General features: G+C 33.1%; 49 protein-coding genes. 4 read left to right on the top strand and 45 right to left on the bottom strand.

The annotated features are described in order from the left end of the window. Positions 1 to 59 precede the first annotated feature (59 nt). Positions 60 to 239: a hypothetical protein gene (locus AACW45_RS11740; protein WP_190627902.1), complete on the top strand. Its 180-nt coding sequence runs from the start codon at positions 60 to 62 to the stop codon at positions 237 to 239. Here AACW45_RS11740 and AACW45_RS11735 read toward each other — a convergent pair. The 13 genes from AACW45_RS11735 to AACW45_RS11675 all read right to left on the bottom strand — a co-directional run bounded on the left by AACW45_RS11735 (position 236) and on the right by AACW45_RS11675 (position 8,200). Continuing rightward, positions 236 to 520, bottom strand: a complete 285-nt coding sequence (locus AACW45_RS11735) for a hypothetical protein (RefSeq protein ID WP_190627900.1) — start codon at positions 518 to 520, stop codon at positions 236 to 238. The genes AACW45_RS11740 and AACW45_RS11735 overlap by 4 nt on opposite strands. Then, a complete protein-coding gene (locus tag AACW45_RS11730; protein ID WP_190627898.1) occupies positions 507 to 1,016 on the bottom strand; it encodes a hypothetical protein in 510 nt (169 codons plus the stop codon). The genes AACW45_RS11735 and AACW45_RS11730 overlap by 14 nt, the downstream gene beginning before the upstream one ends. Continuing rightward, positions 1,017 to 1,562, bottom strand: coding sequence for a hypothetical protein (locus AACW45_RS11725; protein WP_190627896.1), 546 nt, complete (start codon positions 1,560 to 1,562; stop codon positions 1,017 to 1,019). Next, positions 1,559 to 1,789: a hypothetical protein gene (locus AACW45_RS11720; protein ID WP_190627894.1), complete on the bottom strand. Its 231-nt coding sequence runs from the start codon at positions 1,787 to 1,789 to the stop codon at positions 1,559 to 1,561. Before AACW45_RS11720 ends, AACW45_RS11725 begins: the two co-directional genes overlap by 4 nt. Positions 1,790 to 1,800: 11 nt before the next feature. Then, positions 1,801 to 2,079, bottom strand: coding sequence for a hypothetical protein (locus tag AACW45_RS11715; protein ID WP_190627892.1), 279 nt, complete (start codon positions 2,077 to 2,079; stop codon positions 1,801 to 1,803). A gap of 13 nt (positions 2,080 to 2,092) precedes the next feature. Next, positions 2,093 to 2,347 carry a hypothetical protein gene (locus AACW45_RS11710; protein WP_190627890.1) on the bottom strand — a complete coding sequence of 85 codons (255 nt, stop codon included), beginning with the start codon at positions 2,345 to 2,347 and terminating at the stop codon, positions 2,093 to 2,095. 44 nt (positions 2,348 to 2,391) lie between these two features. Then, positions 2,392 to 2,826, bottom strand: a complete 435-nt coding sequence (locus tag AACW45_RS11705) for a hypothetical protein (protein WP_190627888.1) — start codon at positions 2,824 to 2,826, stop codon at positions 2,392 to 2,394. A 31-nt stretch (positions 2,827 to 2,857) separates the two neighbouring features. Continuing rightward, positions 2,858 to 3,334, bottom strand: coding sequence for a hypothetical protein (locus AACW45_RS11700; protein ID WP_190627886.1), 477 nt, complete (start codon positions 3,332 to 3,334; stop codon positions 2,858 to 2,860). Next, the gene (locus tag AACW45_RS11695) at positions 3,334 to 3,630 is read right to left on the bottom strand and encodes a hypothetical protein (protein WP_190627884.1); all 297 of its coding nucleotides are present in this window, start codon (positions 3,628 to 3,630) and stop codon (positions 3,334 to 3,336) included. Before AACW45_RS11695 ends, AACW45_RS11700 begins: the two co-directional genes overlap by 1 nt. A 52-nt stretch (positions 3,631 to 3,682) precedes the next feature. Then, entirely contained in the window at positions 3,683 to 5,896 is a 2,214-nt protein-coding gene (locus AACW45_RS11690; protein WP_190627882.1) for a hypothetical protein, read from the bottom strand. 86 nt (positions 5,897 to 5,982) lie between these two features. After that, positions 5,983 to 6,681, bottom strand: a complete 699-nt coding sequence (locus AACW45_RS11685) for a hypothetical protein (protein WP_190627880.1) — start codon at positions 6,679 to 6,681, stop codon at positions 5,983 to 5,985. Between the two features lie 638 nt (positions 6,682 to 7,319). Further along, positions 7,320 to 7,715, bottom strand: a complete 396-nt coding sequence (locus AACW45_RS11680) for a hypothetical protein (protein WP_190627878.1) — start codon at positions 7,713 to 7,715, stop codon at positions 7,320 to 7,322. Next, positions 7,712 to 8,200 carry a hypothetical protein gene (locus AACW45_RS11675; RefSeq protein ID WP_190627877.1) on the bottom strand — a complete coding sequence of 163 codons (489 nt, stop codon included), beginning with the start codon at positions 8,198 to 8,200 and terminating at the stop codon, positions 7,712 to 7,714. Before AACW45_RS11675 ends, AACW45_RS11680 begins: the two co-directional genes overlap by 4 nt. Positions 8,201 to 8,392: 192 nt before the next feature. Between AACW45_RS11675 and AACW45_RS11670 the strand changes: the two genes are divergently transcribed. Next, positions 8,393 to 9,619: an RNA-guided endonuclease InsQ/TnpB family protein gene (locus AACW45_RS11670; protein WP_190627876.1), complete on the top strand. Its 1,227-nt coding sequence runs from the start codon at positions 8,393 to 8,395 to the stop codon at positions 9,617 to 9,619. Here the strand turns inward: AACW45_RS11670 and AACW45_RS11665 are convergent. The 9 genes from AACW45_RS11665 to AACW45_RS11625 all read right to left on the bottom strand — a co-directional run bounded on the left by AACW45_RS11665 (position 9,579) and on the right by AACW45_RS11625 (position 12,727). After that, positions 9,579 to 9,815: a hypothetical protein gene (locus AACW45_RS11665; RefSeq protein WP_190627875.1), complete on the bottom strand. Its 237-nt coding sequence runs from the start codon at positions 9,813 to 9,815 to the stop codon at positions 9,579 to 9,581. The two genes, AACW45_RS11670 and AACW45_RS11665, sit on opposite strands and share 41 nt — an antisense overlap. Before the next feature lie 49 nt (positions 9,816 to 9,864). Then, complete coding sequence (locus tag AACW45_RS11660; RefSeq protein WP_190627874.1) at positions 9,865 to 10,305, bottom strand: hypothetical protein; 441 nt, start codon at positions 10,303 to 10,305, stop codon at positions 9,865 to 9,867. Then, complete coding sequence (locus tag AACW45_RS11655; protein WP_206758471.1) at positions 10,280 to 10,558, bottom strand: hypothetical protein; 279 nt, start codon at positions 10,556 to 10,558, stop codon at positions 10,280 to 10,282. The genes AACW45_RS11660 and AACW45_RS11655 overlap by 26 nt, the downstream gene beginning before the upstream one ends. A gap of 53 nt (positions 10,559 to 10,611) precedes the next feature. After that, positions 10,612 to 10,941: a hypothetical protein gene (locus AACW45_RS11650; protein WP_190627869.1), complete on the bottom strand. Its 330-nt coding sequence runs from the start codon at positions 10,939 to 10,941 to the stop codon at positions 10,612 to 10,614. Position 10,942: 1 nt separating this feature from the next. After that, the gene (locus tag AACW45_RS11645; protein WP_190627867.1) at positions 10,943 to 11,125 is read right to left on the bottom strand and encodes a hypothetical protein; all 183 of its coding nucleotides are present in this window, start codon (positions 11,123 to 11,125) and stop codon (positions 10,943 to 10,945) included. A gap of 76 nt (positions 11,126 to 11,201) precedes the next feature. Further along, positions 11,202 to 11,465, bottom strand: coding sequence for a hypothetical protein (locus tag AACW45_RS11640; RefSeq protein ID WP_190627865.1), 264 nt, complete (start codon positions 11,463 to 11,465; stop codon positions 11,202 to 11,204). Positions 11,466 to 11,628: 163 nt separating this feature from the next. Continuing rightward, on the bottom strand, positions 11,629 to 11,973 hold the full coding sequence (locus AACW45_RS11635; RefSeq protein WP_190627863.1) for a hypothetical protein: 345 nt from the start codon (positions 11,971 to 11,973) through the stop codon (positions 11,629 to 11,631). 35 nt (positions 11,974 to 12,008) lie between these two features. Next, on the bottom strand, positions 12,009 to 12,353 hold the full coding sequence (locus tag AACW45_RS11630) for a hypothetical protein (protein WP_190627861.1): 345 nt from the start codon (positions 12,351 to 12,353) through the stop codon (positions 12,009 to 12,011). A 116-nt stretch (positions 12,354 to 12,469) separates the two neighbouring features. Further along, entirely contained in the window at positions 12,470 to 12,727 is a 258-nt protein-coding gene (locus tag AACW45_RS11625; protein WP_190627859.1) for a hypothetical protein, read from the bottom strand. Between the two features lie 56 nt (positions 12,728 to 12,783). Here AACW45_RS11625 and AACW45_RS11620 point away from each other — a divergent pair, with 56 nt between their 5' ends. Then, positions 12,784 to 13,644: a hypothetical protein gene (locus AACW45_RS11620; RefSeq protein WP_190627858.1), complete on the top strand. Its 861-nt coding sequence runs from the start codon at positions 12,784 to 12,786 to the stop codon at positions 13,642 to 13,644. A 25-nt stretch (positions 13,645 to 13,669) separates the two neighbouring features. On the opposite strand, the gene AACW45_RS11615 is transcribed toward AACW45_RS11620, so the two are convergent. From AACW45_RS11615 to AACW45_RS11560, 12 genes are read right to left on the bottom strand one after another with little or no spacing between them, the layout of a single operon-like run. After that, on the bottom strand, positions 13,670 to 13,909 hold the full coding sequence (locus AACW45_RS11615) for a hypothetical protein (RefSeq protein ID WP_190627856.1): 240 nt from the start codon (positions 13,907 to 13,909) through the stop codon (positions 13,670 to 13,672). A gap of 51 nt (positions 13,910 to 13,960) precedes the next feature. Beyond that, a complete protein-coding gene (locus AACW45_RS11610; RefSeq protein ID WP_190627854.1) occupies positions 13,961 to 14,743 on the bottom strand; it encodes a hypothetical protein in 783 nt (260 codons plus the stop codon). Next, on the bottom strand, positions 14,730 to 15,341 hold the full coding sequence (locus tag AACW45_RS11605) for a hypothetical protein (protein WP_190627851.1): 612 nt from the start codon (positions 15,339 to 15,341) through the stop codon (positions 14,730 to 14,732). The genes AACW45_RS11610 and AACW45_RS11605 overlap by 14 nt, the downstream gene beginning before the upstream one ends. Positions 15,342 to 15,397: 56 nt before the next feature. Beyond that, complete coding sequence (locus tag AACW45_RS11600; protein ID WP_190627849.1) at positions 15,398 to 15,583, bottom strand: hypothetical protein; 186 nt, start codon at positions 15,581 to 15,583, stop codon at positions 15,398 to 15,400. A gap of 1 nt (position 15,584) precedes the next feature. Then, a complete protein-coding gene (locus tag AACW45_RS11595; protein WP_190627848.1) occupies positions 15,585 to 16,154 on the bottom strand; it encodes a hypothetical protein in 570 nt (189 codons plus the stop codon). Further along, positions 16,126 to 16,815 (bottom strand): hypothetical protein, encoded by a 690-nt coding sequence (locus AACW45_RS11590; protein WP_190627846.1) that lies wholly within the window; start codon positions 16,813 to 16,815, stop codon positions 16,126 to 16,128. Before AACW45_RS11590 ends, AACW45_RS11595 begins: the two co-directional genes overlap by 29 nt. 51 nt (positions 16,816 to 16,866) lie before the next feature. Next, a complete protein-coding gene (locus AACW45_RS11585) occupies positions 16,867 to 17,646 on the bottom strand; it encodes a tRNA(His) guanylyltransferase Thg1 family protein (RefSeq protein ID WP_190627843.1) in 780 nt (259 codons plus the stop codon). Between the two features lie 2 nt (positions 17,647 to 17,648). Then, on the bottom strand, positions 17,649 to 18,086 hold the full coding sequence (locus tag AACW45_RS11580; RefSeq protein WP_190627841.1) for a hypothetical protein: 438 nt from the start codon (positions 18,084 to 18,086) through the stop codon (positions 17,649 to 17,651). A gap of 3 nt (positions 18,087 to 18,089) precedes the next feature. Then, positions 18,090 to 18,599, bottom strand: a complete 510-nt coding sequence (locus tag AACW45_RS11575) for a hypothetical protein (protein ID WP_190627839.1) — start codon at positions 18,597 to 18,599, stop codon at positions 18,090 to 18,092. Beyond that, positions 18,589 to 18,882: a hypothetical protein gene (locus AACW45_RS11570; protein ID WP_190627837.1), complete on the bottom strand. Its 294-nt coding sequence runs from the start codon at positions 18,880 to 18,882 to the stop codon at positions 18,589 to 18,591. The genes AACW45_RS11575 and AACW45_RS11570 overlap by 11 nt, the downstream gene beginning before the upstream one ends. Further along, positions 18,869 to 20,026, bottom strand: coding sequence for a hypothetical protein (locus AACW45_RS11565; protein WP_190627835.1), 1,158 nt, complete (start codon positions 20,024 to 20,026; stop codon positions 18,869 to 18,871). The genes AACW45_RS11570 and AACW45_RS11565 overlap by 14 nt, the downstream gene beginning before the upstream one ends. Then, positions 20,026 to 20,235 carry a hypothetical protein gene (locus tag AACW45_RS11560; protein WP_190627833.1) on the bottom strand — a complete coding sequence of 70 codons (210 nt, stop codon included), beginning with the start codon at positions 20,233 to 20,235 and terminating at the stop codon, positions 20,026 to 20,028. Before AACW45_RS11560 ends, AACW45_RS11565 begins: the two co-directional genes overlap by 1 nt. A gap of 257 nt (positions 20,236 to 20,492) precedes the next feature. Here AACW45_RS11560 and AACW45_RS11555 point away from each other — a divergent pair, with 257 nt between their 5' ends. Next, entirely contained in the window at positions 20,493 to 21,602 is a 1,110-nt protein-coding gene (locus AACW45_RS11555; RefSeq protein ID WP_190627831.1) for a hypothetical protein, read from the top strand. 1 nt (position 21,603) lies between these two features. Here AACW45_RS11555 and AACW45_RS11550 read toward each other — a convergent pair whose 3' ends face one another. From AACW45_RS11550 to AACW45_RS11500, 11 genes are all read right to left on the bottom strand, one after another. Continuing rightward, positions 21,604 to 22,479 (bottom strand): SPFH domain-containing protein, encoded by an 876-nt coding sequence (locus tag AACW45_RS11550; RefSeq protein ID WP_190627828.1) that lies wholly within the window; start codon positions 22,477 to 22,479, stop codon positions 21,604 to 21,606. A 10-nt stretch (positions 22,480 to 22,489) separates the two neighbouring features. Continuing rightward, positions 22,490 to 22,945, bottom strand: coding sequence for an NUDIX hydrolase (locus AACW45_RS11545; protein WP_190627825.1), 456 nt, complete (start codon positions 22,943 to 22,945; stop codon positions 22,490 to 22,492). A gap of 180 nt (positions 22,946 to 23,125) precedes the next feature. Beyond that, positions 23,126 to 23,368, bottom strand: coding sequence for a hypothetical protein (locus AACW45_RS11540; protein WP_190627823.1), 243 nt, complete (start codon positions 23,366 to 23,368; stop codon positions 23,126 to 23,128). Between the two features lie 132 nt (positions 23,369 to 23,500). Beyond that, positions 23,501 to 23,632, bottom strand: coding sequence for a hypothetical protein (locus tag AACW45_RS11535; RefSeq protein WP_277880187.1), 132 nt, complete (start codon positions 23,630 to 23,632; stop codon positions 23,501 to 23,503). Beyond that, positions 23,632 to 24,036 carry a hypothetical protein gene (locus AACW45_RS11530; protein ID WP_190627821.1) on the bottom strand — a complete coding sequence of 135 codons (405 nt, stop codon included), beginning with the start codon at positions 24,034 to 24,036 and terminating at the stop codon, positions 23,632 to 23,634. The genes AACW45_RS11535 and AACW45_RS11530 overlap by 1 nt, the downstream gene beginning before the upstream one ends. Before the next feature lie 3 nt (positions 24,037 to 24,039). Beyond that, complete coding sequence (locus tag AACW45_RS11525) at positions 24,040 to 24,690, bottom strand: hypothetical protein (protein ID WP_199330921.1); 651 nt, start codon at positions 24,688 to 24,690, stop codon at positions 24,040 to 24,042. Then, positions 24,687 to 24,929, bottom strand: a complete 243-nt coding sequence (locus AACW45_RS11520; protein ID WP_190627819.1) for a hypothetical protein — start codon at positions 24,927 to 24,929, stop codon at positions 24,687 to 24,689. Before AACW45_RS11520 ends, AACW45_RS11525 begins: the two co-directional genes overlap by 4 nt. A gap of 8 nt (positions 24,930 to 24,937) precedes the next feature. Then, the gene (locus AACW45_RS11515; RefSeq protein ID WP_190627817.1) at positions 24,938 to 25,345 is read right to left on the bottom strand and encodes a hypothetical protein; all 408 of its coding nucleotides are present in this window, start codon (positions 25,343 to 25,345) and stop codon (positions 24,938 to 24,940) included. Next, a complete protein-coding gene (locus AACW45_RS11510; RefSeq protein ID WP_190627815.1) occupies positions 25,329 to 25,475 on the bottom strand; it encodes a hypothetical protein in 147 nt (48 codons plus the stop codon). The genes AACW45_RS11515 and AACW45_RS11510 overlap by 17 nt, the downstream gene beginning before the upstream one ends. Continuing rightward, the gene (locus AACW45_RS11505; protein WP_277880186.1) at positions 25,472 to 25,606 is read right to left on the bottom strand and encodes a hypothetical protein; all 135 of its coding nucleotides are present in this window, start codon (positions 25,604 to 25,606) and stop codon (positions 25,472 to 25,474) included. The genes AACW45_RS11510 and AACW45_RS11505 overlap by 4 nt, the downstream gene beginning before the upstream one ends. Positions 25,607 to 25,906: 300 nt before the next feature. Further along, positions 25,907 to 26,302 (bottom strand): hypothetical protein, encoded by a 396-nt coding sequence (locus AACW45_RS11500; protein WP_190627813.1) that lies wholly within the window; start codon positions 26,300 to 26,302, stop codon positions 25,907 to 25,909. Positions 26,303 to 26,313: the final 11 nt, after the last annotated feature.

Raw genomic sequence — 26,313 nt, 5'->3', positions numbered from 1 at the left:
GTTATCATTAGCACTCGATTTAGGTTATCAAAGAATCAAGTAGTTTCTTATTGATTGCTATGTCTTCACCTTCTGGAGAGAAGCTGCCTCTTTGGCTGACTTTATTTTTTATTCTTGTTATCTGGGTTGTGGGTATTATTATTGTGGATTCTGTAGGAGATAATGTCCCCTTAAGAAGAGCAATAGGAGCTAGTCTGGTTGGTCTTACTCTGGGTTTGCTTAATGCATCAGGTTCTTAATCTTCATCTAAGGCAATCAGAACTGAATCTTTTATATGGCAATCCTCTACTACTATCTTGCCAACAATATTACCGTGATGAGTTTCTCTTAATTTATGAAACACATATTTAATAGTAGGTAAGCATCCATAAGCACTTATTAAATCTGAAGGAGTTAAGTAACTACATTCTTCAATACTAACTATCTCTCCTACACAAGGTAATCTAGATACTTCTAATAGACCTATTCGATTACCTTGTAGATCATATACTTCTACTAGTACATTATTATTCTCTTCCATCTCTTTTCATGAATTGTTTGTAAGAAGTTAACGCGCTATCACCATTAGATACTAATAAATCCTTTACTAAATCTAAATGAAAATAGTCTTCTAATTTATTTGAGTACAAGTTTCCATAGATAACTAGAAACCAGCCCGCATCTTTTACATTATCTAGATATAAATTCTCTATGTTAATGTAGCTTGGATGCTCGTATATATCTCTATTCTCTATTACTACTTCTCCCCTACTCTCACACCCTAACGCTTCTAAAAACTTCTTTCCATCCTCAAAACTTTCTAGATATATAACTTCTTTTCTCTTATCTAAATTCTCATCATAAGAAAGAAGGATATAAGTATGATGACCATAGTAATTAGCTAGTACTATCTTCTTATTTTCTAAAGAATAATATATCTTTCTTACAGATATACCTTCAGTTAGAACAAAGCCCAACTTATTTATTCTTTTTCTTATCTCTTGAGAATTTATTACAGGGAATATAAGTTCTTCCATCTACACTTCCATTACTAAGAATGAATTTTTCTCTTCTAATCTAGGTTTAGTACCTTTCAATTGATGCCGCACCATTCCATTCTCTATTAGAGTTAGATGATATTTCTCTTTGCTATTCATAAATAACTTAGCAGGAAACATTGTTTCTTCTAATAGAGATACATACACCTTACTATCTCTATAGTCCCATTTAGATATAGGAACTATAGGAATACCATCTACCAGTAACTCAAACTTCTCTTCTTCATCGGCTTTAGTTAATTCTCTATAAATATCTACCAACTCATCTTTCTTATCACTACGTAGAATATCTATTAGCTTGATAGTGTTCTCTAAAGTACCACTTTGTTTAAGTACACTAATCATCATCTCTCTTTTAGCAGAAGGATAACTAAATACTTTATACTGAGGATCTCTAATAGACTTAATTGCATCTATATATAGATCTCTTAGAACAGTATTGTTATCAGTAGTAAATGTTTCTATTAGGAGAAAGGTATCTTCAATCCCTACTGATTTAATTAGGTCTAAATACTCTTGGTTCATTCAGCAATATCCTCTCTCTTAACGTAGATTTCTTCATCATTCATCTCATCATAGACTCGGTAATAACCAGTCTCACTTATCTCTGACTTGATAGTAATAGGTAAGCCATTCTTTAGAGCAGTTCTTTTCTCATTGGGAATTGCATTAATTCTTCTAGAAGAACTTTTACCGCTCATTAATATACCAAAGTATATTCCTATTAAACACGCGGCTATTAATTCCAACATTTATCTACTCCTTACATAAAATTAAAATCATCACCAATTCTAATATTACTAACACTACCTAAATTAATATTGTATTTACTTGATTGGCTAGTACTCTTTATCTCTATTGCTTTAGAGAACATAATCCTCTCTTTATCAACATAACTATATTTGTTGTAGAAATAGTTATGAGCATGTGATAAAGCTTCTTCTGAATTAGCGGCTAGGAATTCCTTATAGGGAGTTAATACTAATCTCCCATTAGTATCTTCATAGCAAATATTAATCTCGTAAGTCTTTAGTTCTGACATAATCTGCTATTACCTAAATAATACAATCATTTACTTTAGTACCAGATCTAGTATCTAATTGACTCTCTAGATAGAATACTAAATCTAGTAGTGCCGCCGCCTTAGTCTCTAATGTATCTAAAGCATAGTCCTCACTCCTAGCTTTAATAAACTTCTCATCATCATAGACTTTCCATACCCATTCATCTTTCTCTTGTTGAATAGATATATGAGATGATAGTTTATTAATGCTGTCTACTAATTCGTCTATTGTTTCTATTTGCAGCATAGTTTATTTGTATTTAGAATTAGAAGGGCGGCTAGTTAGGCCGCCTAAATCAAGTTACTTTTATATTTAAGTAATATACTATGTAAATTTTTACTCTTTACCCATTTTTTATCTCCTTTAACTCTCCATTTATTTGTGGTTAGTGCATAGTAAATAATTAAATTATTAGGAAAACTTAAAGTAGCTATTAAATTACTTTCTGATACTTCTAAACCTACAGAGTATTTATTACATAGTTCTTCTGTCCTAGCTAATAATCTTTCTTTGTCTATATTTATGATTTCTCTAGGAAGGAAGGGATTTCTTCTAAAAGAAGGATAGTCACTACTTTCATTACTGTCACTCCAAGTCTTAACCTTCTGAGCAAACTCAGGATCACTATTTAACTTAGCGTGAAACTCTTCCATTTCTTGGTCATATCTTTTCTTATCTTCCTCTAGAGATTTCTCTGCTAATTTAAGTTTCTCTATATAGTTCATGCTATTTCTTCTATTTAATAGATTAAGCGGCTTAACTAACTGCCTCAACTATCTTTACTCTAAACTTACCTATCTTTTCATTCTCTTCTGCTCTATCAGTTGATATCACTTTACATATCAAACTTATAGCTTTTCCTTTAGAGTTAGTTAAGTCTAGTTTTACTTCCATACCTAACCTTAACTCTAAGATAAGAGGTTTATAGTATATAACTGTTATCTCTTTATTTCTATTAGAGTAAGAGAAGCTATAGTAACTAAACTCCCCCTCATTTATTCTCCCTTTACCTTCTTTGCCGCCTATCTTTCTTCTATAAAAGATACTATCTATCAAACGATATAATAATGACTTCCTCTTTTCTATTTCAGATAAAGAGGAAATTAATCTATTCTTTTCTTCTGGAGGAAGTAAAGGGTCTTGTAACTTCCTATGCAATAGCTGTTTATATTTCTCTACTGAAGGCGACTTACCTATACTTAAAGGAACTTGTTCTGGGTAATCTTTATTCATTATTTTTCTTCCTCTTCATAGATTTCTTTCCATTCTTCATAAGACATATGAATATATTCTTGATGACATATATCATCTTTATTATCATATTCTCTATATTCATACATCTTAGATACTCTATTATATTTGCCTTTATCTAACCACTCCTGAGCAGCATCAATACATTCATCAGGATAATCAAATAGCTCGCTTCTTTCTCCTTCTTTATCTTTAGTAGGATGATTCCAAAAGAAGAATATATATCTTACTGGATTAAGATAGCTAGCTAATAGAAATAGATTTCTTAAACCTCTCATTTAAATACCTCTTTTAATAAGTAAGGCGGCTAGTTAGGCCGCCTTATTCTACTTATTTAACTGGACATCCTTGTAGACAATCACTATCTAACTCGTAGTCTTCATAATCAGTCTCATACTTGGTAAGTAAATCTAACAACTCTAACTCATCTAACTCTGGTGTCTTACTCTTAAGCTCTAAATATTCTTCTTCAGTACAAGGTTCATTAGGCATGTTAGGATAAGCTGCTTGACCCCCTTCTCTAGGATCAAATCTACTGAGGAAAGCTATACCAATTACATCATCCCAATTATCATATAACCATTGAGCTACTTCATCATATTCTCTAGGTTCAATGGTTACTGTAATAGAAATGTTATGTCCCCGATCAGCATAATACTTCTGAGCTACTTTATATCTCTCTAATTGTGCGATCGCACTTTCATCAATAGCTCTAATAGAAGCATTAGTCTTCATAGGGAATGTAAATATCCAAGTATTACATTCTTCTGCATAGAGATCATCACCCTGTCCATTCTCTGGAACTGGTACCATTCCTACATCTAGGAGTACTTTAGTTAATGGGTCAGTCTTACTAAATCTAACTCTTCTATAGAAATAAGGTGCATATGCTCTATGAATACCACTACTTACTGTAGGTAATAGAGATAAGGTTCCTTCTGGTTTAAGTAATGTTACTCTAGTACTTCTATTAATACCTAGATAATCGTGATATCTATTAGCTTCTTCAATAGATACTTTCTTAGCCCACTTGAAGAATTCCTCAAGCTCCTTAAGACCCCAACCTAATATATCAGCCGCATCCATAATCCCAGTCATGGATACACCTAATAATCTATCTCTTTTCTGAGTCTTATCCCATTCAGGATGCCATTGATTAGCTAGAGTTTGTCTACAACCAATACGAGTAATTAACTCTATAGTTCTCTCGCTAGCTTCGTAGTCATACTGATAACTATCTATTAGCCAATCATGATACACATGATTCACTACAACTTGAGTTGTCAAGTTACAAGACTGTTTATCATCTAGTGCTGCTTCCGCACATGGATTTGTTCCAGCTACAGGACTCTCAGCCAGCTTTAAACTATTACCTATAATCCAAACACCAGGATCTCCATTCTGGGTATAGTCTAGGTTTCTTCTAATCTCTTCTACTCCTGGATTCTCATAATAAAGAATAGAATTATTAGACATAGTCCTAATAACTTTCCATTCTTCTTTCTTAGGATCAGACCATAGATTCTCTTTAGCAGTAATAAAAGCTTTATCTAATCTACTACCTAGACCTATCTCTGCTGTTCTTCTAGTACCTCCACTCTTAACATTTAACCCTACTGCATTCAATATATCTAATACACCTACTGAATCTAGAACAAACTCTAGTAACTCACTACCTTCAGTAAACCTGTTAAATATCTTTAATATATTATCTATAAGTTCTTTTAAAGCACGAGGCCCACTACTTCTACCACCAAAGGTTCTAATTCTAGTACCTTCTGGTCTAATTAAATCATAGTTAAATGTAATCCTTCTAATAGACTCAATAGTAAATATAGTTAGTAGAGTTCTAAGAGTTAAACACCACGCTTCTTTAGAATCTCCAATATCTATATGAACTACACTACCTAAACCAGATAACTTATCTCTAAACTCTTCGTCGTTTAGATAGAGATATTCTTTACCTAGTCTTATTTCTTTATCAGCACTAATAATAGATAAATCATCTGACTTCACATAAGGATATAGACAATTATATTCCTCATGGTCTATTTGCTTATTGTTATAGAACTTAGGTAGTTTAGTAATGTATTTCTCTTCTACTGAAAATCCAGTGCCCGCCCCAATTAATAACCAATAATAAATTTCACTAAAAGATGATAGAGAATCCATTACCCTAAAGGTACAGTTCCAATTAGAACTAGAATCTCTTCTACTTTGTGCAGAGCCAGCAGTCCATAAAGATCTACCTGAAGGTAATCCCTTAAGATAGAACATCATCTCGAATAGTTCTTTAGCCTCTTCTTGCTTCTCTTCAAAAGGTGTTACTGTATCTAAGCTTAGAGAATATTCTATTACTCTACTGATGGTCTCAATCCATCTCTCTCTTCTACGTAACTCTTCAATAAACCTACTATAAGTTCTGATATATATAACTGCACCTAATTGACCAAAGGGTGGCTTCTTATTCTCATAACTCTTAATGAATTCTCTACTAAGATACTGAGGCTGTAATAGATCCAAGTACTGATCTAATTTAGACATAGAATTAACAATAATAATAGGGTTGACAATTAAAACCTAGTCTAGAAACAGACTAGGTTATTAGGTAATTAAATATAATAATTAAATTAAGCAATCAATAATTCTGGCGGCGAGACTAACTTACTAATACTAACTACTTTACTATCTTCTTCTACTGGTGGATTCCATTCTTCCATAGAAGCCTGCCAATACTTTTCTACTAGAGGAATACCTTTATCTCTCATAATAGCTGCTTCTTTTCTAGTTGCTTCAAATAGATAAGCACTTAATCTATTTAATATAGCAGCATATATTCTTACTCCTTTAATTAAATCTTCTCTCTCCATTAGAAATCTACTAATCTTACTACTATACCACCAAGCTACATAATCTCTTTCTAACGCCCTAACCTCAATTCTAATAGCATCTAGATATGCTAATGTCACATGAGTCTGATAAATAAAGTCAGGTACACTTCCTAACTCTTTCTTTAATTTTTCTATCTCTTTATCCATGAAATAGATAATGTCAGTACTCATTAGATGTCTACTACTATCCCCTTTCATATAACAGAAAGAAGCTAGAGAGAATATATTTCTGTTTAGATATCCTAATAAGTAATTTAATTCTGGTTGTAGTAATTCACTAGTGCTTAATAATTTCTCTATTGAATTACGTACTCTTTCAATAGACCCTTGTATCTCACATGCTGGGTCACTCTTAAGAATAGGCGGCAATCCATATAGGATTTTACTATGCCCCAGATCTCCATTGCCTGGAACATAATTGTCAGTTAGACGATCCATAGTAGTAATAGTAATTAGTCATTAAATCACTATAGTAATCTAATTCATCAAAATATATGCACTAGTATCTTCATTTCTTTCCTATAAAAACTTCTATAAGATTGCTTATATAAACCTTACTATCTAAATACTCATCTATGATAATAGATTAGGCGGCTAGTTATGCCGCCTATCTTGTTTAGATATTCTTTACAAAACTACAACTTTCTTGTAGGTCTGGATGCGCTTCTAGAATATTGCTGCCTGTCTTAGATACAGCGTTAGAAATAGCACTAAAGCCACCTATTAATATTAAGACAGCTACGAAATGTAATAGATATCTTCTTACCTTAATAGCTTTTCCATTAGGTAGATATATAATATCCATCTTCATCCATTCACCAGAATGACAAGACCATCCATCATTTCTACGTCTACAAGACATTATTAAACTCCTATCGATTACTTACAACTTTTCTACAGGGATAATAGATTAGATGTAGTAATCAATAGGATGATTTGATATGACTTATGAATCTATTGGCTTTGATCATTTGTTATCTCCCTTCCTCTAGGATATCCTTGCTCTAAATGAAGAGCCTTCACTAGTTTTTACCTTCCAATTCATTCCTACTGTTATCACTACTAGAAATATATAACTAAATTTCATCTCCTTCTTCTGTCTCTCCTAAATCTAGGATAATCTCATCTTCATCATTAAGATAATTTTCTATCTCTAAAGGAAATACCCTAAAGCTATCCTTCTTTATAATTTGATAGTCTGTTTCTTTGTATCCTACTGTTTCATACCATATTTCTTCTCCATACTTCTCTATAGTTTCCTTCTTCTCTTGTTCATTATTCTTTATAAACTTCTCTTCTGCTTTTCTTTTTGCCTCATCATATATCCAATCATCTACTGTACATTCTTCTTCTGATTCAACCTTTACTAAGTAAGCTCTTTTAAACTTTGCCTTTCTTTTATCTGACTCATCTTTTACTTTCCATATAGCTACTATAGTTAGTACTATTAGATATACATGGATATATTTCATTTCTCATCCTCTTTCTTTTCTTCAACCTTTTTCTCTGTAGGCTTATTAACTTTGCCTGTTACATAATTTATTAAAGCGCTACATAAATCCCAATTGTCCTTTAATCTGTTCTCAGTTTTCTTACTCTCTTTCAACGCTTTCTTAAGATCATCCCACTTCTTATTTCGCTTTTCCTTGAGTTCCTTTTCTGTAAACTCTTTCTGTCTTCTACCTGTATATAGCTCATCCTCCTCAAAGTCACCTCTTAGATATCTCTCACGAGCTATCTTTAAACTATAATCCCAGAATTCCTTTTGAATAGAAAAGCTCCTATCTTTTCCTTTGATACATAAAGTAGACAACATCCTAAGATTTATCTTTCTATCACAGTTGCCTTCTCTTACACAGTTATTAGCTATTGATCTAATCTGATTGATGTCACTAGTACCAATAAAGAAGTCAGCACTCTCTTCTACTGTCTCTCTTATCTTAGTTACAGTACCCACTGTAACTAAACCTACCAGAAGAATAGCTAACCATTTAAATCTTCCTTTATAAAAGAAACCGTTGAAAACCCTTAGCCTTTAGGCAAGGGATGAAAACGATTTAAGGCGTTTACGCCTCAGTATTCCTTTGTTTCCTTGGTATGTTTATGTGTTTTATGGTAACATAAAGATGTGGTTAATTGGTCGATACCCATGATTGTTTACGAGTTTAAAGTCAAGGGGAAAGATAAGCAATATCAAGCAATAGATGAGGCTATCCGCACATCACAATTCATCCAAAACAAATGCTTGCGCTATTGGATGGATAACAAAGATGTTGGTAGGTACGACCTTAATAAATACTGCGCGGTATTAGCTGCTGAGTTTCCCTTTGCCGATGAACTCAACTCAATGGCTAGACAATCTGCGGCTGAACGTTCTTGGAGCGCAATAGCTCGGTTTTACGATAACTGCAAGAAAAAAGTCAAGGGTAAAAAGGGTTTTCCAAAGTTTAAGAAAAACTGCCGTTCGGTTGAGTACAAATCAACTGGGTGGAAGCTTTCAGAAACTAGAAAGGCGATAACTTTCTCCGATAAAAAAGGTATTGGAACCCTGAAGCTAAAAGGAACCTACGACCTCAATTACTACGGCATCAAGCAAATTAAACGAGTGCGTTTAGTGCGTCGTGCAGATGGGTATTATGCCCAATTTGCAATTGATATTGATGTCAGGATAGAAACTCAACCGACTAATCAAATAGTGGGTATTGATCTGGGATTGAAGTACTTCATCGCTGACAACAAAGGTAATGTTGAACCTTCACCCCAGTTCTACCGTAAATCGGAAAAACAGCTAAACCGAGCCAACCGCAAGAAGTCTAAGAAATTCAGTCAACAGAGGAAAAAAGCCAAGCAGCGACAATCAATCAATTACCACAAGGCTAGAAATAGATATGCCCGTAAACATTTAAAAGTAAGTAGGCAACGAAAAGAGTACTGCAAGAGACTAGCGTACTCCGTTATCCAATCTCACGATTTGGTAGCCTATGAAGATTTAAATGTCAAAGGGCTGGTACGAAATCGACATTTAGCTAAATCAATATCTGATGCTGGTTGGTACACTTTCCGTAGTTGGTTAGAGTATTTTGGTCATAAATATGGGAAAGTGACTGTTGCAGTTCCGCCCCATAACACAAGTCAAAATTGCTCTAACTGTGGCTTGAAGGTGAAAAAATCTCTGTCCAGCAGGACTCATATCTGCCCTCATTGCGGATATACCGAAGATAGGGACATCAACGCAGCAATCAACATTTTGAGATTAGGACTCAGTACCGTGGGGCACACGGGAACTTACGCTACAGGAGATTTGCCCTCTTGGGCAGTTGGCGCAAGCCTGCTGTCTAACGGCGAGTCTGTGAATGTAGAATCCCCTCGCCTTTAGGCAGGGGAGTGTCAATAGATACATTCCTTTCTAAACTATCTAGATTAATAGATCTTCTTGGAGAATCATCATTACCTTCTGTATTTGATATAGGAATAATCCTCATATCTATAGGCTGATTCAGTATCCAATCTATATCTTCTTCCTGTTCTATATCTTTATTATTCTCACTCTTATTTGATTCATTATTACTCATCTATTAATCTCCTAAATAAAATGAGCAGTTAGTTAAGCCGCCCATCTACTTAATTAAGCATCTTTACTATTAGCTGTCCTATATATCTATCTTCTTCCTGAAATTCCATCTTAGATAATACAATAGCCTTACCTACAAACCCTTCAGTATTTCTTACAAGACTTACATTTATTTCATCTGTTACTTTAATATCTTCTGAAAGTGGTTGTCTATAAGAGATTACAAATATCTTACCTACACTATTAAGGTATTCAGTAATGAAATACCATCTAGTACAATTAATTTCACTATCGTTTATATAGGCTGAATGTGTATAGCTTTCTTCTCTTCCTTTTACTTCCTTTAGAGCCTCTATTAGTTCCTCATTATCTCTTTTAATAGTAAAGATAATTGTATCTAGATAGCCTCTATCTAATAGAAGATTAGCTATAGCTTTATAGTCTCTTCTATAGCTATCCATAGGGTCAATCGCAATCTTCTTGATGTCCATCTTTATTACTTCCTAACTGTAAATCTTCTTCGTATGTTCTAAGAACATACTCTTCATAAGAGTCCTTTGAATAAGGATATAATTTAGACGCATAATGTTCATCGTCTTCTATCATATATTCTTCCCATTCTTCTTTTGTTTCATCAATTTCTTTAGGCTCGCTAGCTTGTCCTGCTGGGTCTAGATAAGACCTCCACTTGAAAAAGTACCATAACCCATTAGCTATATGAGCTATCCAATTAGCCATTCTCATCTATTAATCTCCTAATTAAATAACATAGGCGGCTAAACATGCCGCCTAACTATCTAGTAATTATTTATCTTTGGTAAAACACATTCTTGATTTCCCCAAGGATAATATGGGCACTCTAATGCTTTTATCTCCCCGTTACTACTTTTAATAGTACAGCGAACATAGTCATCACCATCACTATCTCTTCCAGAACAAGATACTACTGACCATTTATTCTCTTCTGTACTAATAGAAGAAACTAATCTCTTTGCATTATTACTAGCACTCTCACTTATCTCAGGAGCCCTACTATTTAAGTATGCTGATCCTCCTACAAAACAGACAATAACTAAACCTATCCCTATTAACTTATTACGTCTTTCATAAAATCTGTAATTTCTCATCTTAAGCTGCCTCCATTTCCTTTTCTCTATCTCTTTCTACTTCTTCTACTAAACCTTCTGTTAACTCTATTAACAGTCCCTCTTTCTCCTCAGCAATATCTATTATTAGATTTAATAGATCCTTGCTATCCATCTCCATCATTTGTTTTCTTAGGGAATAACCCCCTGCTCTATCCTTTGTCATTTATTACTCCTCCTTACAAAAGAATAGACAAGGATAAATTACTTATCCTTGTCTATTAGTTAACTTAATTAGATTTTTAGCTAGCTAGGCTACCTTTGTCTTCTATTATCTTTAGATAATGTTTGTATACTTCCTCTGATAAAGCTGAAGAATATCCCTCTTCACTAGGAGGATACTTTTCATTTAATTTATAGAGAGAGTTAATACATCCTGGTTTACTAGAATATTTACATACTCTATGAAGTAGTCTTTCTTTATTTCCAGGTTTCCCGTAAGAGAATCTAACTACAGCGTCATCTTCTATAACTACTTCACATACCGGGCATGTTTCACAAACCATTAATAATCTCCCTTATTAAATAATTGCACTATGTATGCAAGTACTAAATTAAACAACATACCAACAACTATCTCCTCTACTTTTCCATTAGGCCATCTAAATACTGCATCTAGCAAAGTAAACATTCCTAACCATAATAGATATGAATCCCAATTAAACTTCTTCATACTGCCCTCAACCCTGTCTTAATAAATAGTGAACCCTTCCTACTAATTAAATATCTCTTTTTAAGAGAGCCGCCTCTTATAAAGAGTTGGTTATTCTCATATATCATCTCTGAGTTAATGTATCCTTCTCTCTCTAGACTTTTCAGTTTACTAATCAAAGTAAATATATCTATTCCATTTAATTTATTCTGAAGCCCACTAATAGATATACCTTCTTCCTTTTCTAGCACTAAGAGAATTTCTGTACTAAGGTGTTCTTCTTTCTTCCTCTTTAAACCCTTAATAAACTCAGATGCTTTTATATATATATGATTCAGCATCATAATCCAACTCATTAACATTACTAGCTCTCTAAGATAATCAGTTAAATTAAGAATTAGCTCCTCATTAATTCTTCTGAAGGAGCCCTCCATATTATCTCTGGATATACAATATCCACCTTACCATTTCTAGCATATACTTTTGACTCCTCTCCATCTTCTCCTTTAATAGAACATGTTATAAGACAATCTTTTAAATCTATTAGACTAGATATTTTGATAAGGTCTTCTTCATGTTCATACCATTTAATAGATTCTTCTATGTAGATATACTCTGAATCTATAGGTGATTTATAAGAAAGCCAATCTATATTATCTGTAATACATTTGAGGGCTTCTAAAAGAAAAGTCGTCTTATCTTCTGGTTCTATTCTTAGAACATAATCTGAATAATATCCCATAGTTTACTATCTTAATACATTAATTATCTTTTCTATTAGTATTGTTAAAGCTACTAATAATACTACCCAATGAAAAGTAGGTAGTTGATAGGGCGGCACTTGAGCAATTAAATTAATCATTCCTCTTGAGATTTCCAGTAGTTATTATTGATGCGTTTATATTTAATAATCTCTTGTATAGAAGGGTGTACTCTAGCCTTACTCTTACCTCTTATCTCTAAGTAGGCTAGCCAGAATTTATTATCAGTTCCCCCTAATACCCTTTTCTCTAAACTTCTTATAGGATTTATTATTTCTATACTTCCATCAATACATTTTCTTGTAGTGTCATATTCAAGTAAATATGACTCTGGTAAAGGTTTAAAATCTTGCATATTAATACCTTTCTATAATATATAATTTATATTATATATACTTGTACCTATAATTAATGTCTTCTACTTTTATTCATAGCTATTTAATTGAAAAGATTGGGGCACCTCTTAAATTGTGGTACCTAGTTAGAGCTATGGATAAGAATGGTTCAGGTAAATCTATTTTAGACTCTAAATATATTCAAAAGACATTAGATATAAGTAAAACTACTTTATGGAGATATACCAAATCTAATTTATTCTTTAAGATAATTAGAAGAGGTGAGTTATATACTTTTTACTACAAAAGTCTAGTTAGAATTTGTCTAGAGAATGAAGTAGATAATTGGGGCGCTTCATGTGAGATAGAAATAGAAGATATTAAAGATTTAAAATATTACTCTACTTTGGCTACTCAATTATCTCTCCAAGGACAATCTAGATATTTAGCTAACAAGTCTTTAACTAAGAATTCTAATAGGAATAAACCTTTATCAGATAAAGATATAGCTTCACTTTTTAATAATGGGACTAATCCTATCTCTGACATATCCACGGGGATAATATTATTAAGAAGTGGAGTTTTATTTGTTAATGATAAATGGTCTTCTTTTGGAGGCTCCCAATTAACTGTAGCTAATAGATTGGGAGTCTCTATTAGAACAGTTAACTCTAGACTAAGAAGGGCTCAGAAAATTAGAGTAGCTCAATACTCCCCAGATAATAGATTCTTTCTTAGAGAAGCATTATTTAATGATGAGGAGAACTGGACTAATACTTCTAGTAAATTCTTCACTACTACTCTTCTATATGATTCTGCTGCTGTAGTAGTTAAGAGACCTAGTATCTATTATCCTCAACTAGCCTTATCTAGTAAGCGTTATAGACGAGCTGCCTTGAATAGAGCTTGGGCTAAGAAGGGCGTGGATATTATATAAGAAGAAAATGAAATGGCTAAGTGAATTAATCATAATGTAAATTGAATTCTCTTTTCTCCTTCAATGTCATTTCTCTTTGATCAATAACTTCCCACTCTATAGGAACATTAGTAATACCTAAATAGAAATCATACTTAGCTTGGAAGGGACATTTAACTGTTAATACTCTTCCATCTTCTAGATAATGTATTTCTACTTGCCAGTACTCATCACATTCATTAAGAAGTGGTGTTGCTTTTAAACATCTTATCTTTGTATTACTCATATATCTCCTTAATAAAATAGGCGGCTAATAATGCCGCCTATTTCTAGATTGTTAACTAGGAGGATTACTATTAAAAGCTATCCTCACTTGATTGTATGTAAAGTTCTCTAGATTAAATACTAATTGTCCTTTCTTTTGACCATACTTAGTTCCATACCACTCTAAGATGAATATATTAGAGTAGATTTTCTCAAACCATTTAGTTACTATCTTTCTACTGGTTACTAAACTCTCTTTCCTATTTAAATATGTTTCATTATATTCTTTTTTCTCCTCTAGAAAAGAATATATATTCTCCCCTTTTATTAATAAAGAATATTCTGGTCTTTTATCTAACTCTCTTTCTGATATAAGATTAGGAAGTTCTAATTTAAACAGTAACTTACTATCATTTATATAGTCACTAACTAACTTCAGAAATTCTTCTCGTTCTTTATTCTCTATAAGAGGTTTAGGAATTAACTCGCCCCATAAGTATCTAACTAATCTAGATTCTATAAATGTAGGAAGTACACCAGAAAAGTTATCTTCTTCTACTAATAAAAACTTATTAGTACCTGGTTCTACTCTTAAAATATACTCATCTATAGTAAATCTATTAGCCAATAACTTTATAATTTTCTTTCCCCCTAAAGAGATGAAATCTTCATCTACATAAGCTATCTGCTCACATTTAGGTTGACTATCATAGACTACTGAATCTAGTTGATATGATCTGATTAAATTAATCTTCTCTGTTATCTTATAGCTATCTTTATTAGAAGAAAGAAATGATTCCATATTGAATGCAATAGTATTTATTGCTTCTAATAATTCTTGTTTAGTAATCGTCATATATATCCTCCTCTTGATACTCACTAGAGTCGTAGAAATATTCTTCAGGGAAATCAGTATCCTCTATATACTCTGCAATTGATTCACCATTTAATATTTTCTCTACTAGCTCGTAAGTGTTGGGGTCATCTTCTATTTCTCCTCCATCTGAAATAATATCGTAGTAATCTAGTGCATCCCCTTCTATTGGGGAATTCTTACCAAAGGTTTGTAATGCCCAGTCCCACCACTTTCTTTTAAATATTCTATCTTTCTTCTTCTGTACTATCTCTTCTGAAGATGGTTTCTCACTTAAGGGGACATCTAGATATTCTAAACAAGCCTCTTCTCCTTCTCCGGCAGTACTATATTCATAAGTAATATTCTTATAGCTAATTCCAAACCCGAAGACATATCTAACTATTCTTATGAATAAAGAAGCACTACGTTTGTTATAATCCTCATCATTACTATAATAAGTAGTATGTTCTACTAACTTTCCATCTTTATCGTAGCTACAAGTAGTCCAGCTACTTTCATTAGGATCATATTCGTAATCATAATCAGAACTCTTTTGGCTCCATCTTCCTTTTCTATGTGGTGGTCTTATATCACTCATCTCTTCTTACATGTCCTTTAAATTAATGAGGCGGCATAAATAGCCGCCTCATTTTACTACTCTGGTTTATTCTTATCTTTCAACTCTTCTAGCTCAAGAATAATAGAACTTAGTTTCTCTATCTGTTCTGCTTCTTGCTTAGATATTATTCCTTGTTCTACTTTCTCTTCTAGATATTCCTCAGGTCTAGGTACTAAACCTTCCCATCTACAATTTATTAATCTTCTATTTTTTCCTTCCATATCACATACCCCATACTTTATTAATATCTAACACTCTCTTCATAGCCTTACTAAATTGTTCTGGACTATAGTTGGGTCTATCTATCTCTTGTATCCATTCCAGAACACCAGCTCCAGCAAACTTATATAATCCTTCTACTATATCTGCATCTATTCCATCTCTGGGAGTATCTATTCCTGTACCTTCTTTTCTAATAAATGAGAATAGATATTTAATCATTAACTTATATTTATCTATATCAGTAATAAATTTAAGCGGGCATCCATCTTCCCTCCATACTATATTCCTGATAATCATTACAGGCTGCTCATCATAGTACACACTAGCTAATACCCATTGATCTACTGACTGAGATCTCTGAAAGCTATTATGTGTTCTATTAAATAGAATGTTAACTACTACTTTATCTTGTCTCTGAAATTCTATTAGGGAGTTAACATTAACTACTGTCCAATTACCTAACTCTTCTAAATAGTTAGTAGTATTGTTTATTAACAGTAAAAGGACTTGTTCTTTAGTTATTACTTTTCTAATAGGTAGATTATAAATATCTTCTTCTGTATAATTCATTTAATAAATTCTTCTGTTCATTTAATAGTAGATCTTTTTCTCTAAGATGTCTTATCACCCTAGCTATCTTTAAACTACTATAAGTAACTTTAGTACCTCCATGTGTGACAATTAATATTCCATTATCAATCATTCTCTTAGTTATTTCTTTAGATACCTGTCCTTTTATATCTATCCAGTCTTTATAGCACTTCTCTAAAGTTTTTATGTTTATATAAATTCTACGATTCTTCTTATATATCCTCTTTAGAACATGATTATAAAACCTTAATTCACTTATAGGTAAATTCATCTTATACCTATCTGCGTGGTATATAACCATAGCTCTATGACTTTTATTACCATATTCTGAAGTGCTAGCTATATTCTCTATGTAATAACAAGATACAGCTAGTATAAAAAAATCATTTATTATAGAATTACTTATTCTATAACCGCCCTCTATTCTTTTTATAAGAAGATTCTTTCTATTCATCATAGTTTCATAAAGTATAGAATCCTCTTTATAAATAGAGAACCATTTATCTATAAAGTTTCTATAATCTTCTTTAGATAAAGTTTCACTATTAATATGGATATAATCTTTATAGTTATTATTTATATCTTTCTCTTCAATTCCTAAGCAGTCATATATTCTACTGACAAATGTTGGGTATTCCATATATCTATTAGTTAAAGGTTATTTCCTATTATCTAATAGATATATGAAAAGTTAACTATTATCAACCGCCAAATACTTATTTATATAGTTTCTATCTTGAGTAAAGATAGGTATTTCTTCGTCTACTACCCATTTACTTCTTATAGTCTCTACTCCACCTTCTGATACAAAGTTGTGGTACTTTTTAACTATGCATCTACCTCTCTTATGACTAGTAGGTAAATCATTCCAGTTATGTCCTTTATCATGACATATATCTTGAATTATAGAACAGTTCAATCCTTGTAACTGTTTGTGTGAAAAGAGACTTTGACCTAAAGAAAGAATAGAGTTTCTAGTTGCATCATTCTGTCTCCAGATAAAGTAATTACATACTTCCGCTTCTGGGATAGTAAATACTCTACTATCAAAGTATGCTTCTTTGGTTATAGGTATAGAGGAGCCGTCATCTAGTTCTTTAAATCCCCAAATGATAGGACTATTCTTAGTAAACTCTACTGAAGCTATAGCTGCACTAATACTAACCATCTTCTGAATATTATTCTTCATCCATGCTTCAGATGTTAGTTTCTTATAATCATGTAGAAGAATACTAATCTCATCACTCTGCACAAAAGCAAGCTGGGCTCCCTGTATCTCCCCCATTAATCTAATAGCAGTTAGATCCATACATCTCATGAATCCTTTATTAAACCTATCCTTCAGAGATTTACAGTAAGTATGGAAGGACTTACCATCTAGTCTTAGAATTACAGGAGTTCTTCTAGTTAAATGAATTCTATAAACATTCTCATAGAATTCCTTCATTCTATCTCCCAATGCGTCTTTCATTTCTAATTCTCCAAGAAGTTATTAAATACTTCTATTATTCTGTCCCTACTTATTAACTCATTACTATCAAAACAAGCAGAGATCCATAAGGGATCCTCTTTACTCTTTAATCTCTTATCCCAAGTAACATGATGATACTTCCAGCTATCGATTACTAATATAGTTCCTGGTAACTGAGGTGCTATATTTCTTCTATTCTGTCCATACCCCTTAGCTATTAACCTACTATTTCTTAACACTAGATGATAAGAATAATTAGGGAATTCTTTATCTGTATGATTCCCTAACATCTTAACCCCTAAGAAAGTTATATTCTCATCTTCACTTTCAGCATCCTTTACTTCATCCCAATCTAAATAAGTAAAAGGAAAAAAGTCCTCAGTATAACCTTTCAAGTAGATATACTGAGGACTATATTGAATCCATTGATCTAATAACATGTTCTATCTTAGTAGGGATATTACTAAAGTCGCACCTGCTATTAATATTACATAGCTAAGTAAATCTATCCACCATCCAACTATAGAATATCCACCCCATCTAAGACGTAGATTAAGATTCTCTGGTTCTATCAGTTCTCCTTTATTATGGAAGCTATCTTTTATTTGGAGAAGTAGATTACTTGTAGCTAATGGATCATTCTTTTCTTTTATTTCTTCAAGCAGCTCAATAGATTTTACTATTCTAGTATGATAGAACTTACTTAAATCACAATAGGGATTATCTATATAGATACATGTACTCCCTTGAGTTATATAGTTATCTTCAAACCATTTCTTTACTTGTTGAAGTCCATCTATTGTATCTTGAGGATATGTACTACCTACAGCATAACTAAGCGGCTTCTTATACTGACTATCTATCACCACATTAGTTACTAGAATAGAGCTAATATTAATAGCACTTATACTAGTTAGTCCAACTATTAATGCAACTATCCGACTACTTTTCATTATCTACTCCGTAAATACTTAAATCTAATTTCAGATCCTCTTCGTTGTAGTAACTCTTAAAGGGAATATCTAATCCCCTCATAGGATAGGCTCTTACTCCATAGTAAGAAGGATAATTACCGTTTACCTTCTGGAAATAAGAAGTAAGCTCATTGAATTTATCTTCTTCAATTCCCACTGCTATGGGAATAGGCCCATTGATTTCTAAATCTTCTATAGTCTTCTGTAGAGAGTTAACTATATCTCTAGTAGATACATTAGGATTCCAATTAGAGTACGTCATTATACCAGCCCGCTTTGTTTCTCTTAGTCATAATGTCACTAACTATTTCTTCTAGCGCCTCACTAATAGTACTTTCTAATCTTCCTCCTCTTCTATAAATCGCATCGTCCCCATCATAGTAATCAGAGTCACTATCACCAGGCATAGGAATGCCACCTGGTTCTTTTATTTCTACATCATAGGTAAGATATTCTTCCTTAAAGAGTCCCCATCTTCTATATCTAGTATTCTTTTCTACTAGAAGACGAGCATTATAGTTACTCTCAGGTAAGTTTATTGCTATAGCAGTATCAAATACCTTACTTCTCTGGAATACTAAATTTCCTAGAAGAATATCTAACCATCTAATAGTCCACATTCTTTTACCATACTGACTATCTGGATGCCATAACTTAATCCAGAATAGTTCAGAGAAGAATTGGAATCCAGTTAGATATAACTCTTCATTCTTAAAGAACTTATTTAACTCTAGAGTTAGATATATATTAACTATCCACAGATAAATACCTATACCAATAGACTCTTCCATTCCTCCTATAGATAACTCAGTACCTAATTGGAAGTTATCAAAGGTAAGTTTCTTAGGAGCCGCCATACTAATCCTAAGATGATTATCCCAGAACCATTGACTATATCTCCAATAGAAACTAAGTCCCCCTTTCTCCTTATATTCAAAAGCATGATATACCTTATCTTTATTCCATGAGTAGAATATCTTCTCACACAATAAGATGGCACTAGTCATAACTCTTAACGGGAATGAACCTATTACCTTCTGAAACTTCTCCCAATCTTCTAAGCTATACCACTCTTGATTATCTCTAATAAGATTAATAAAACTTAGATTAGGATTATCTCTACCACATACTTCTTTAGCTAGCAAATAATAGTTTGTTTCTATTGCCTTACTAGTAAATAGATATAAGTTTCTAGAGAATTCATTCTCACCATTCTCTTCTAGAATTGCTTTAAGAGCGCTCTCTTTACTAGTTTCTATCCACCAATTAATTAGTCTAATGTCTACTGCATATCTGTAGACATTACCATCTCTATCTTCCCACCATTTGATAGGATAATCATCACATCTAATGTTTGCAAATCCATTATTACAATGGATTAATTCCCAATCTCTAATTGAAAGCATTATTTATCTCCAAAGTCTTCTGGATAGTAATAATTCCATGTCCAACTTAATACATTAATCAAAAGCCATAAGCTAATAGTAATCTCAACTCCATATTCTTTAGTGAAATATAGTAGAAGCATTAAATCTATTAGCCCCATAATAGGTTTCTCTATTCTTTTAGACAGACTTCTAACTACTATTTCTAATAAACTTGCTTGTTTTCTCATTTCTTTTTCCTAAATCCAATTACTAAACCTATTGAATAACTAATTGCAAATCCTATACCTGCTGCTACTTTATCCACTGAAGTAAATGTGCCTATTAATAAAAAGCAGACAGAGATAGCAAACCAGTACAATTCATTCCTAAATATCTTCTTGATACTTTTCATTTACCTTTCCTTAAGTTTTATTACAATTACTAGACCTGTTACCTGCTCTATGTAGACTGAGTAGTACGCCGTTATTAGTCAAGGAGTACGCATGTGTCTAGGGCAGGTAGAGTTGCTGGTAAAATCTCTGGAGAGATAATACAGGTACCTATTGATTTATTTTCTTTGAGACTTATCAATGGGGATTTCATAGGCCCAAAACTTTATGTAGGTGTAGATAATAAATTACATAGAGTAGAAGGTTCTGAAGGGGCTCCACTAGCTTATACCCCAGAAGTCTTATCTTTATTAGAGAAACATTCCTGGAATGTTAGGAAAGACTATGGTATTGAATCAGGTGAATTAGAAGATCTGAAACTTAAGATAAGAGCTAGAGGAGGAGTAACTGAACCTATCAAGGCAATTCTTGATGGAAATTATTTAGCTCCTAAAGATGGACATAGAAGACATCTAAGTGTATGGCAGCTCAATCAAGAAGGCTGTAATATACTTACTATTCCTACAATCATTACTACTATTGGTCATGGAACTTCTTGGGAAACAGAAGAACTTGACATGTGGGGTGATGGTAAAAAGAATCTTAACCCAGTAGAGAAGTCTTCATTAATACAACGGTTTATTAATCGAGGTTATTCTAAAGAACAATTCATGGAAGCTGTAGGTATTACTTCTAATGAATATGACACCTTAATGATGGTTGCAGGTCAACCATCAAATGTTCAAAACCTTTTGATTAAGGGAGATATAGCTGTAACTACTCTCAGAAATGCGATCGCAGAATCTAAGAGATTAGAGTGGACATCAGCTCAGTTTGCTGCTGGTATTATTCAGGCAGTAGAGCAAGCTAAGGGGGAAGGTTATGTTAAAGCTAGTGAAAGATATATTAAAGAATACTTTCATACTCTTAAAGAACCCCCTTCCTTAACTCTGCCACCTACTGAGGTAACTGAAGTTATAGTTAAACCTCAGCTACCTAATGAACAAACTACTTCTTCACCTTCTCCACCACCTAGAGCTAAACCTAAAACTGGTCTAAAAGTAAATGCCCTTAAGAAATTAATAGATCTTAAACCCCTCCCAGCTATGGAGGGGTTTGTAGAAATAACTGAAGAGTTGGAGGGGCATATTCTTTTACCTATCCCTGAAGATATGTGGGATGAGATACTTCAGCTCTATGAAGCTAGAAGAGAGAAGAAGAAATAAGTTATTGTTGTTTGGGGGCTGGTTGCTGTTTAAGGATTGTTAATCCATTACCACCATCTGGTAACCGCCCATCCCACTTCTTATCAATAATGTCTAACTCCTTATCTCTTAAGAGATTAGGAGTTAAGGAACCAGACTTAACTTTATTCTTTTGAGCTTCTATTTGCTCAATCTCTAATTCACCTTTAGCTTTCTTCTTCCTAGCTTCAGTCTGTTCAGCTTCAAGGGCAGCCTGCTGTTTATTCTCAATACTCTTCCTAATGCTATCTGATATAGGATCTACACCATCAGTAAAAGTAACAGATAGAATCTGTACCCCTTTAGTAATGAGTCTTTCATTAAGAACTTTTTCTATTTCCCCTTGAAAGTCAGCTAAGGATTTACCTGATGGGTCTGCTCCCATCATACTATCAATAGTGTATTTTACTGCTACCTCATTAATAGTCTTTCTTACTGCTTCAAAGAGAGCTCCTTGAGCAAAGTTATCATCATCTACTTTATAAGCAGCTAAGAATAACTTACCTCCATCTTTCTCTTGACCATCAATAGTTACCTTATCTGCAATCTGGTATGAGACGGCTACATTACCTGTAGCTTTGACCCCACCTTTAGCATTGAACTTAATGGATTGGTCAGCAGTACCACCTTCAGTAGCTTTAGCTGAGTACACTACATTCTTCAAAGCAGTAGAGATAAAGTATACCTTTTCTCCAATACCTTCATGTGCTCTGCCATCAGTAATCTCTACTGCTTTATCAAAGCCTCTACTCTCTCCACTTAAATAGACTTTATATGCTTTCTCTCCAGGGTTAATAATAGTTCCACAACCAACTAGAGAAAGTACTAAACTACCAAGCAATACTTTACGTAAATCCATTTTCTTTTCCTTAATCAATTAAACCACTTGAGAAAATTAAAGCCTCTGTTGTAGTTAAGTACTTATCTAAATGAGATATAGTAACCCAACTATAGTCTGAGTAGATAGATTTATCTAAGACCACTTCACTATCCTTGCAATAAACGAGATAATTGTACTGGATCTTATTAAACCCTCTTATTGATACCTCCTTTGTATCTCCTAACCGACTTTCAATCTTATTGATTTCTAAGCCAGTACTTATATTCAATATCTCCTTAAGAGCTATAGAAATGTCTAGATTAGGGTCTACTACTCCACTAGGTACTTCCCATTTTCCAGGTAGACATACTTCTTCACTTCTTTTGAGAAGTAATATCTTTCCTTTCTCATTTGGAATAACTGCACCTACTAGAAGATTTCTAGGGCGGGTGTTTAGTATTAGTCTTCTTTTTGCTTTAGTTAAGGGTTTAAAATTAGTCTTCATAAGTTGCCTTATTTATCCAGAAATAAACAGTAGCTACATTGCAAGCAATTATTACTACGATCCCAAAGTAACCCCACATATAGAAGCTGCTTGCGCTATTGATTATAGCCACACAACTATGTATTCCCCATACACTTAATAATCCTTGCAACATAAAACCAGTAAGGATTATTGCTGTTTTTACCATCTGTTTCCGTCCTCTTTTAAATTGAATTCACTTAAGGGAACCTCTTCTAGGTCTCCTTTCTTGTAAACCTTTACTACATCCCATTCATTACCATCTATTGAATATCTATCAGAGTACTCACTTCTTTTAAGAACTCTTTGTTCTATATCATACTTACTACCCTCAAACTTAAGGTCATTTAGACCTCCTCTAGGATAGTAAAAATCATATCCAAATACTAAATACCAGTCACCCATTAGTCTCCTTCTATATCAATAGGAAAACCCCAATCATCTCCTTCTAAATACTCAGGATAATCATGAGGTAAAGTATTTGATTTAAAAGTCCTTTTCATTATTAATAAAGGACTTAGTAACAATCTAATAAACCTATCTACCACTGGCTCTTCCTTTGCTTCCTTTTACAACTAAGTTTTCTTTGGCTCTCTTTCTGCCTTTTACTATTCCTATAACTAAGCTAGCTACTACTGCTCCTATTACAAAAGAATAAAAGTCTGGCATTATTCATCCTCTAGTTCTGGATAATAGAAATGTTTAGACTGAGCATTATTAAATATGCTATTGCTATATAGCACTTTAACCATGTCTGCATATTCTGGATGAACTGGCATTTCTTTATAGCAATATCTCCATTCTTTAAAGGAGTTATAGTATATAGTCTGATTAGAGCCTATATACTTGCTTAATTCCCCACCATTAGAAAAGTATTCTTCTACTCTTCTAATTAGCTCATCCCATTCTGGTACAGTGAATAATCTAGTACCTGTTACTGTAATCTCGTCAGCCCAGTCACCTTCATAAGTAACTATTACTAACCGCTCTTCTATCCTTTCAATAGAGGGAATACAACCTTCTATGAAGGATACAAGATCACCATCTTTAGATAAAGCAAATGCTAGTGACATATATTACTCCATTACTATCTCGTAAATCACATTTAATTCATTCATCATCTTAGCCGCCTGTCTAATATCACTATCTCTCTCTTCAATAGGTAGTTCTTTATAAGAACTATTCATCTGCCTAGTCCATCTTTCTACTAACTCTTCTGGAATAGTTCTACTACCATCTGGATTAATAGAGCACTTAGTCCACATATAATTCATCCAATGGCTCCAGATATCATGCTGAACAGAAGCTAACCTATCTCTTCTCTCTAGATATATGCAGTAATGAGTTAACAGCCAATCAGCTATCTGATTAAAGTCCCACTTCTCATTGTCATTTAAATAGGCTAAGTAGTTAGCTACTGTATAGCTGTGTAGATAAACATCTTCTTTAAGGATGTCTTTATATTCACAGTCCCTCATCCATAGCTGAATATGACTATCTAAACTTAGCTCTTCAGCTATTTCTTTTGGAGGGAAGCATAGACTACTATATTCATCTTTTTCTAAGGCATTAGATAGTCTCTCTATATTAGAAGCAACTATACATAAGATACCTAAACAGCAATAAGCATCTTCTTCCTCTTCTCCTAAAATATCATTTATTTGCTTATGGCCTCCTTCTCTTAACTCTTTAATCCATTTATCAAACAGTTCTTGATTCCAGTTCATGGCAGATATCCTTGATTATCAAATGGTTCTACTTCTATTTCCATTTCTTCTAAATAGAATTCTTGCGGCTCACCTTTTCCATCAAACACTACATATTTCCCCTTTCCTATAGGAATAGCTTCACTTTCTGATAGTGCTTTACTTAGATCTCTATTTGAATTATTAGTCTTAGTTATAGAGAAGATAGATAAGGCACTATCAATTACTGATACCAAACTGATTATCGTTCTCTTAATCATCTTCTACCTTAGGATATAATCCACCCTGTCTCACCATAGTCTATGGTCTCAAAGCCATCATATTCTCTTACTCTAAAGGGTAATCCTTTAGGTATCCATTCAATAGTTAAATCTACACACCCTCCTAGATATATTGAATTATCTATATCTACTTCATCTACATAGACAAACTTACTATCACTTTCATTCTCATAGCGATAGTATGTATATCTTCCTGTATTTATTAAAGTAGTACCTATTATTTCTTTCTTTCTACTTTCAGAAAGTTTCTTGTAACCAATAATTGAACTCTCTAATATCTCTACTAACTCAGGTAGAAATAATAGTTCTTCTTTCTTATGCCAACTATACCAGCCCGCCCCATATTCTGGTGAATATAAGACGGCTACTTTACCATCTCTAATTACTTTCTTCACTCTCCTCTATATTCTCTTCTTCTAAATCTGGATACCATTTATCAGGTCTTAACCAGTGGAAATACAATGGAAATATAGTAGCTATTATTGCTGTAGCTATTATTGAAGCTGCACTTATCTCTACTATCATTCTTCTTCTCCTAAATCACTACTATTACTAGTCATCATTTCTTCTTCTATTTTTTCTCTAATAGATAGAAGAATAGAATATAGATATAAACAACTAGCTATCCCTACAATTCCTACTACTGCTGTCAGCATTACTAAACTCCTAATTCAAAAAATTACCGCCGCTAACTTTTCCAGATTAAGTTATTTTTCTCTGAGTAAAAAATATTTAATCATCTGGATCTTCTGTATTCTTTAATTGATTATCTACTTGTAGTAGATAACCTACTAAGAAACTTAAGGAGAAGCTAATTACTCCTCCTAGTATTGTTGTTAACATAATATATTCCTATTACTAAACCCATGAGGAGATAGTATTTAAGTAGGGCAGCTATAATACTACCTCCTCATGGAATTAGTTAATATAGGCGGCCTAACTAGCCGCCTATATTATTAATCTTCTAATTCTTCATCTTCACTATTAGATGGATATATATCAGACATAAAATCTGTATCTATCCATAGATCTGAAAGATCAGATTCTCCACTAAGAAACTTCTTGATATCTGTTATTTCATTTAGAATACCCCCTTCATGAAGAGGACTAACATAGATTCTTTCTATCTTTTCATCTATCTCTTCTTTGAAACTTTCTCTACTTTCTTCCCATACTCGTCTTGCTTCTTCTTCTGCTGTATTGCAGCACTTCTCTGCTCCGGCATTCTCTAGTTCTGTTTCTATCTTTATCAAATGGATATGGTTAATTTTCTGATTACTTTCTTTCTGGGTTCCTTTGTAAAGAGTTATGCCGCACGTTATTATTGCTAGATAATAGAAAGTATTCTTCATATTGTGTTCTT

Origin of the sequence: Calothrix sp. FACHB-168 (assembly GCF_963889195.1) — a bacterium.
Taxonomy (GTDB): Bacteria; Cyanobacteriota; Cyanobacteriia; order Cyanobacteriales; family Nostocaceae; genus Aulosira; species Aulosira anomala_A.
This window is presented reverse-complemented; position numbering and strand designations above follow the sequence as displayed.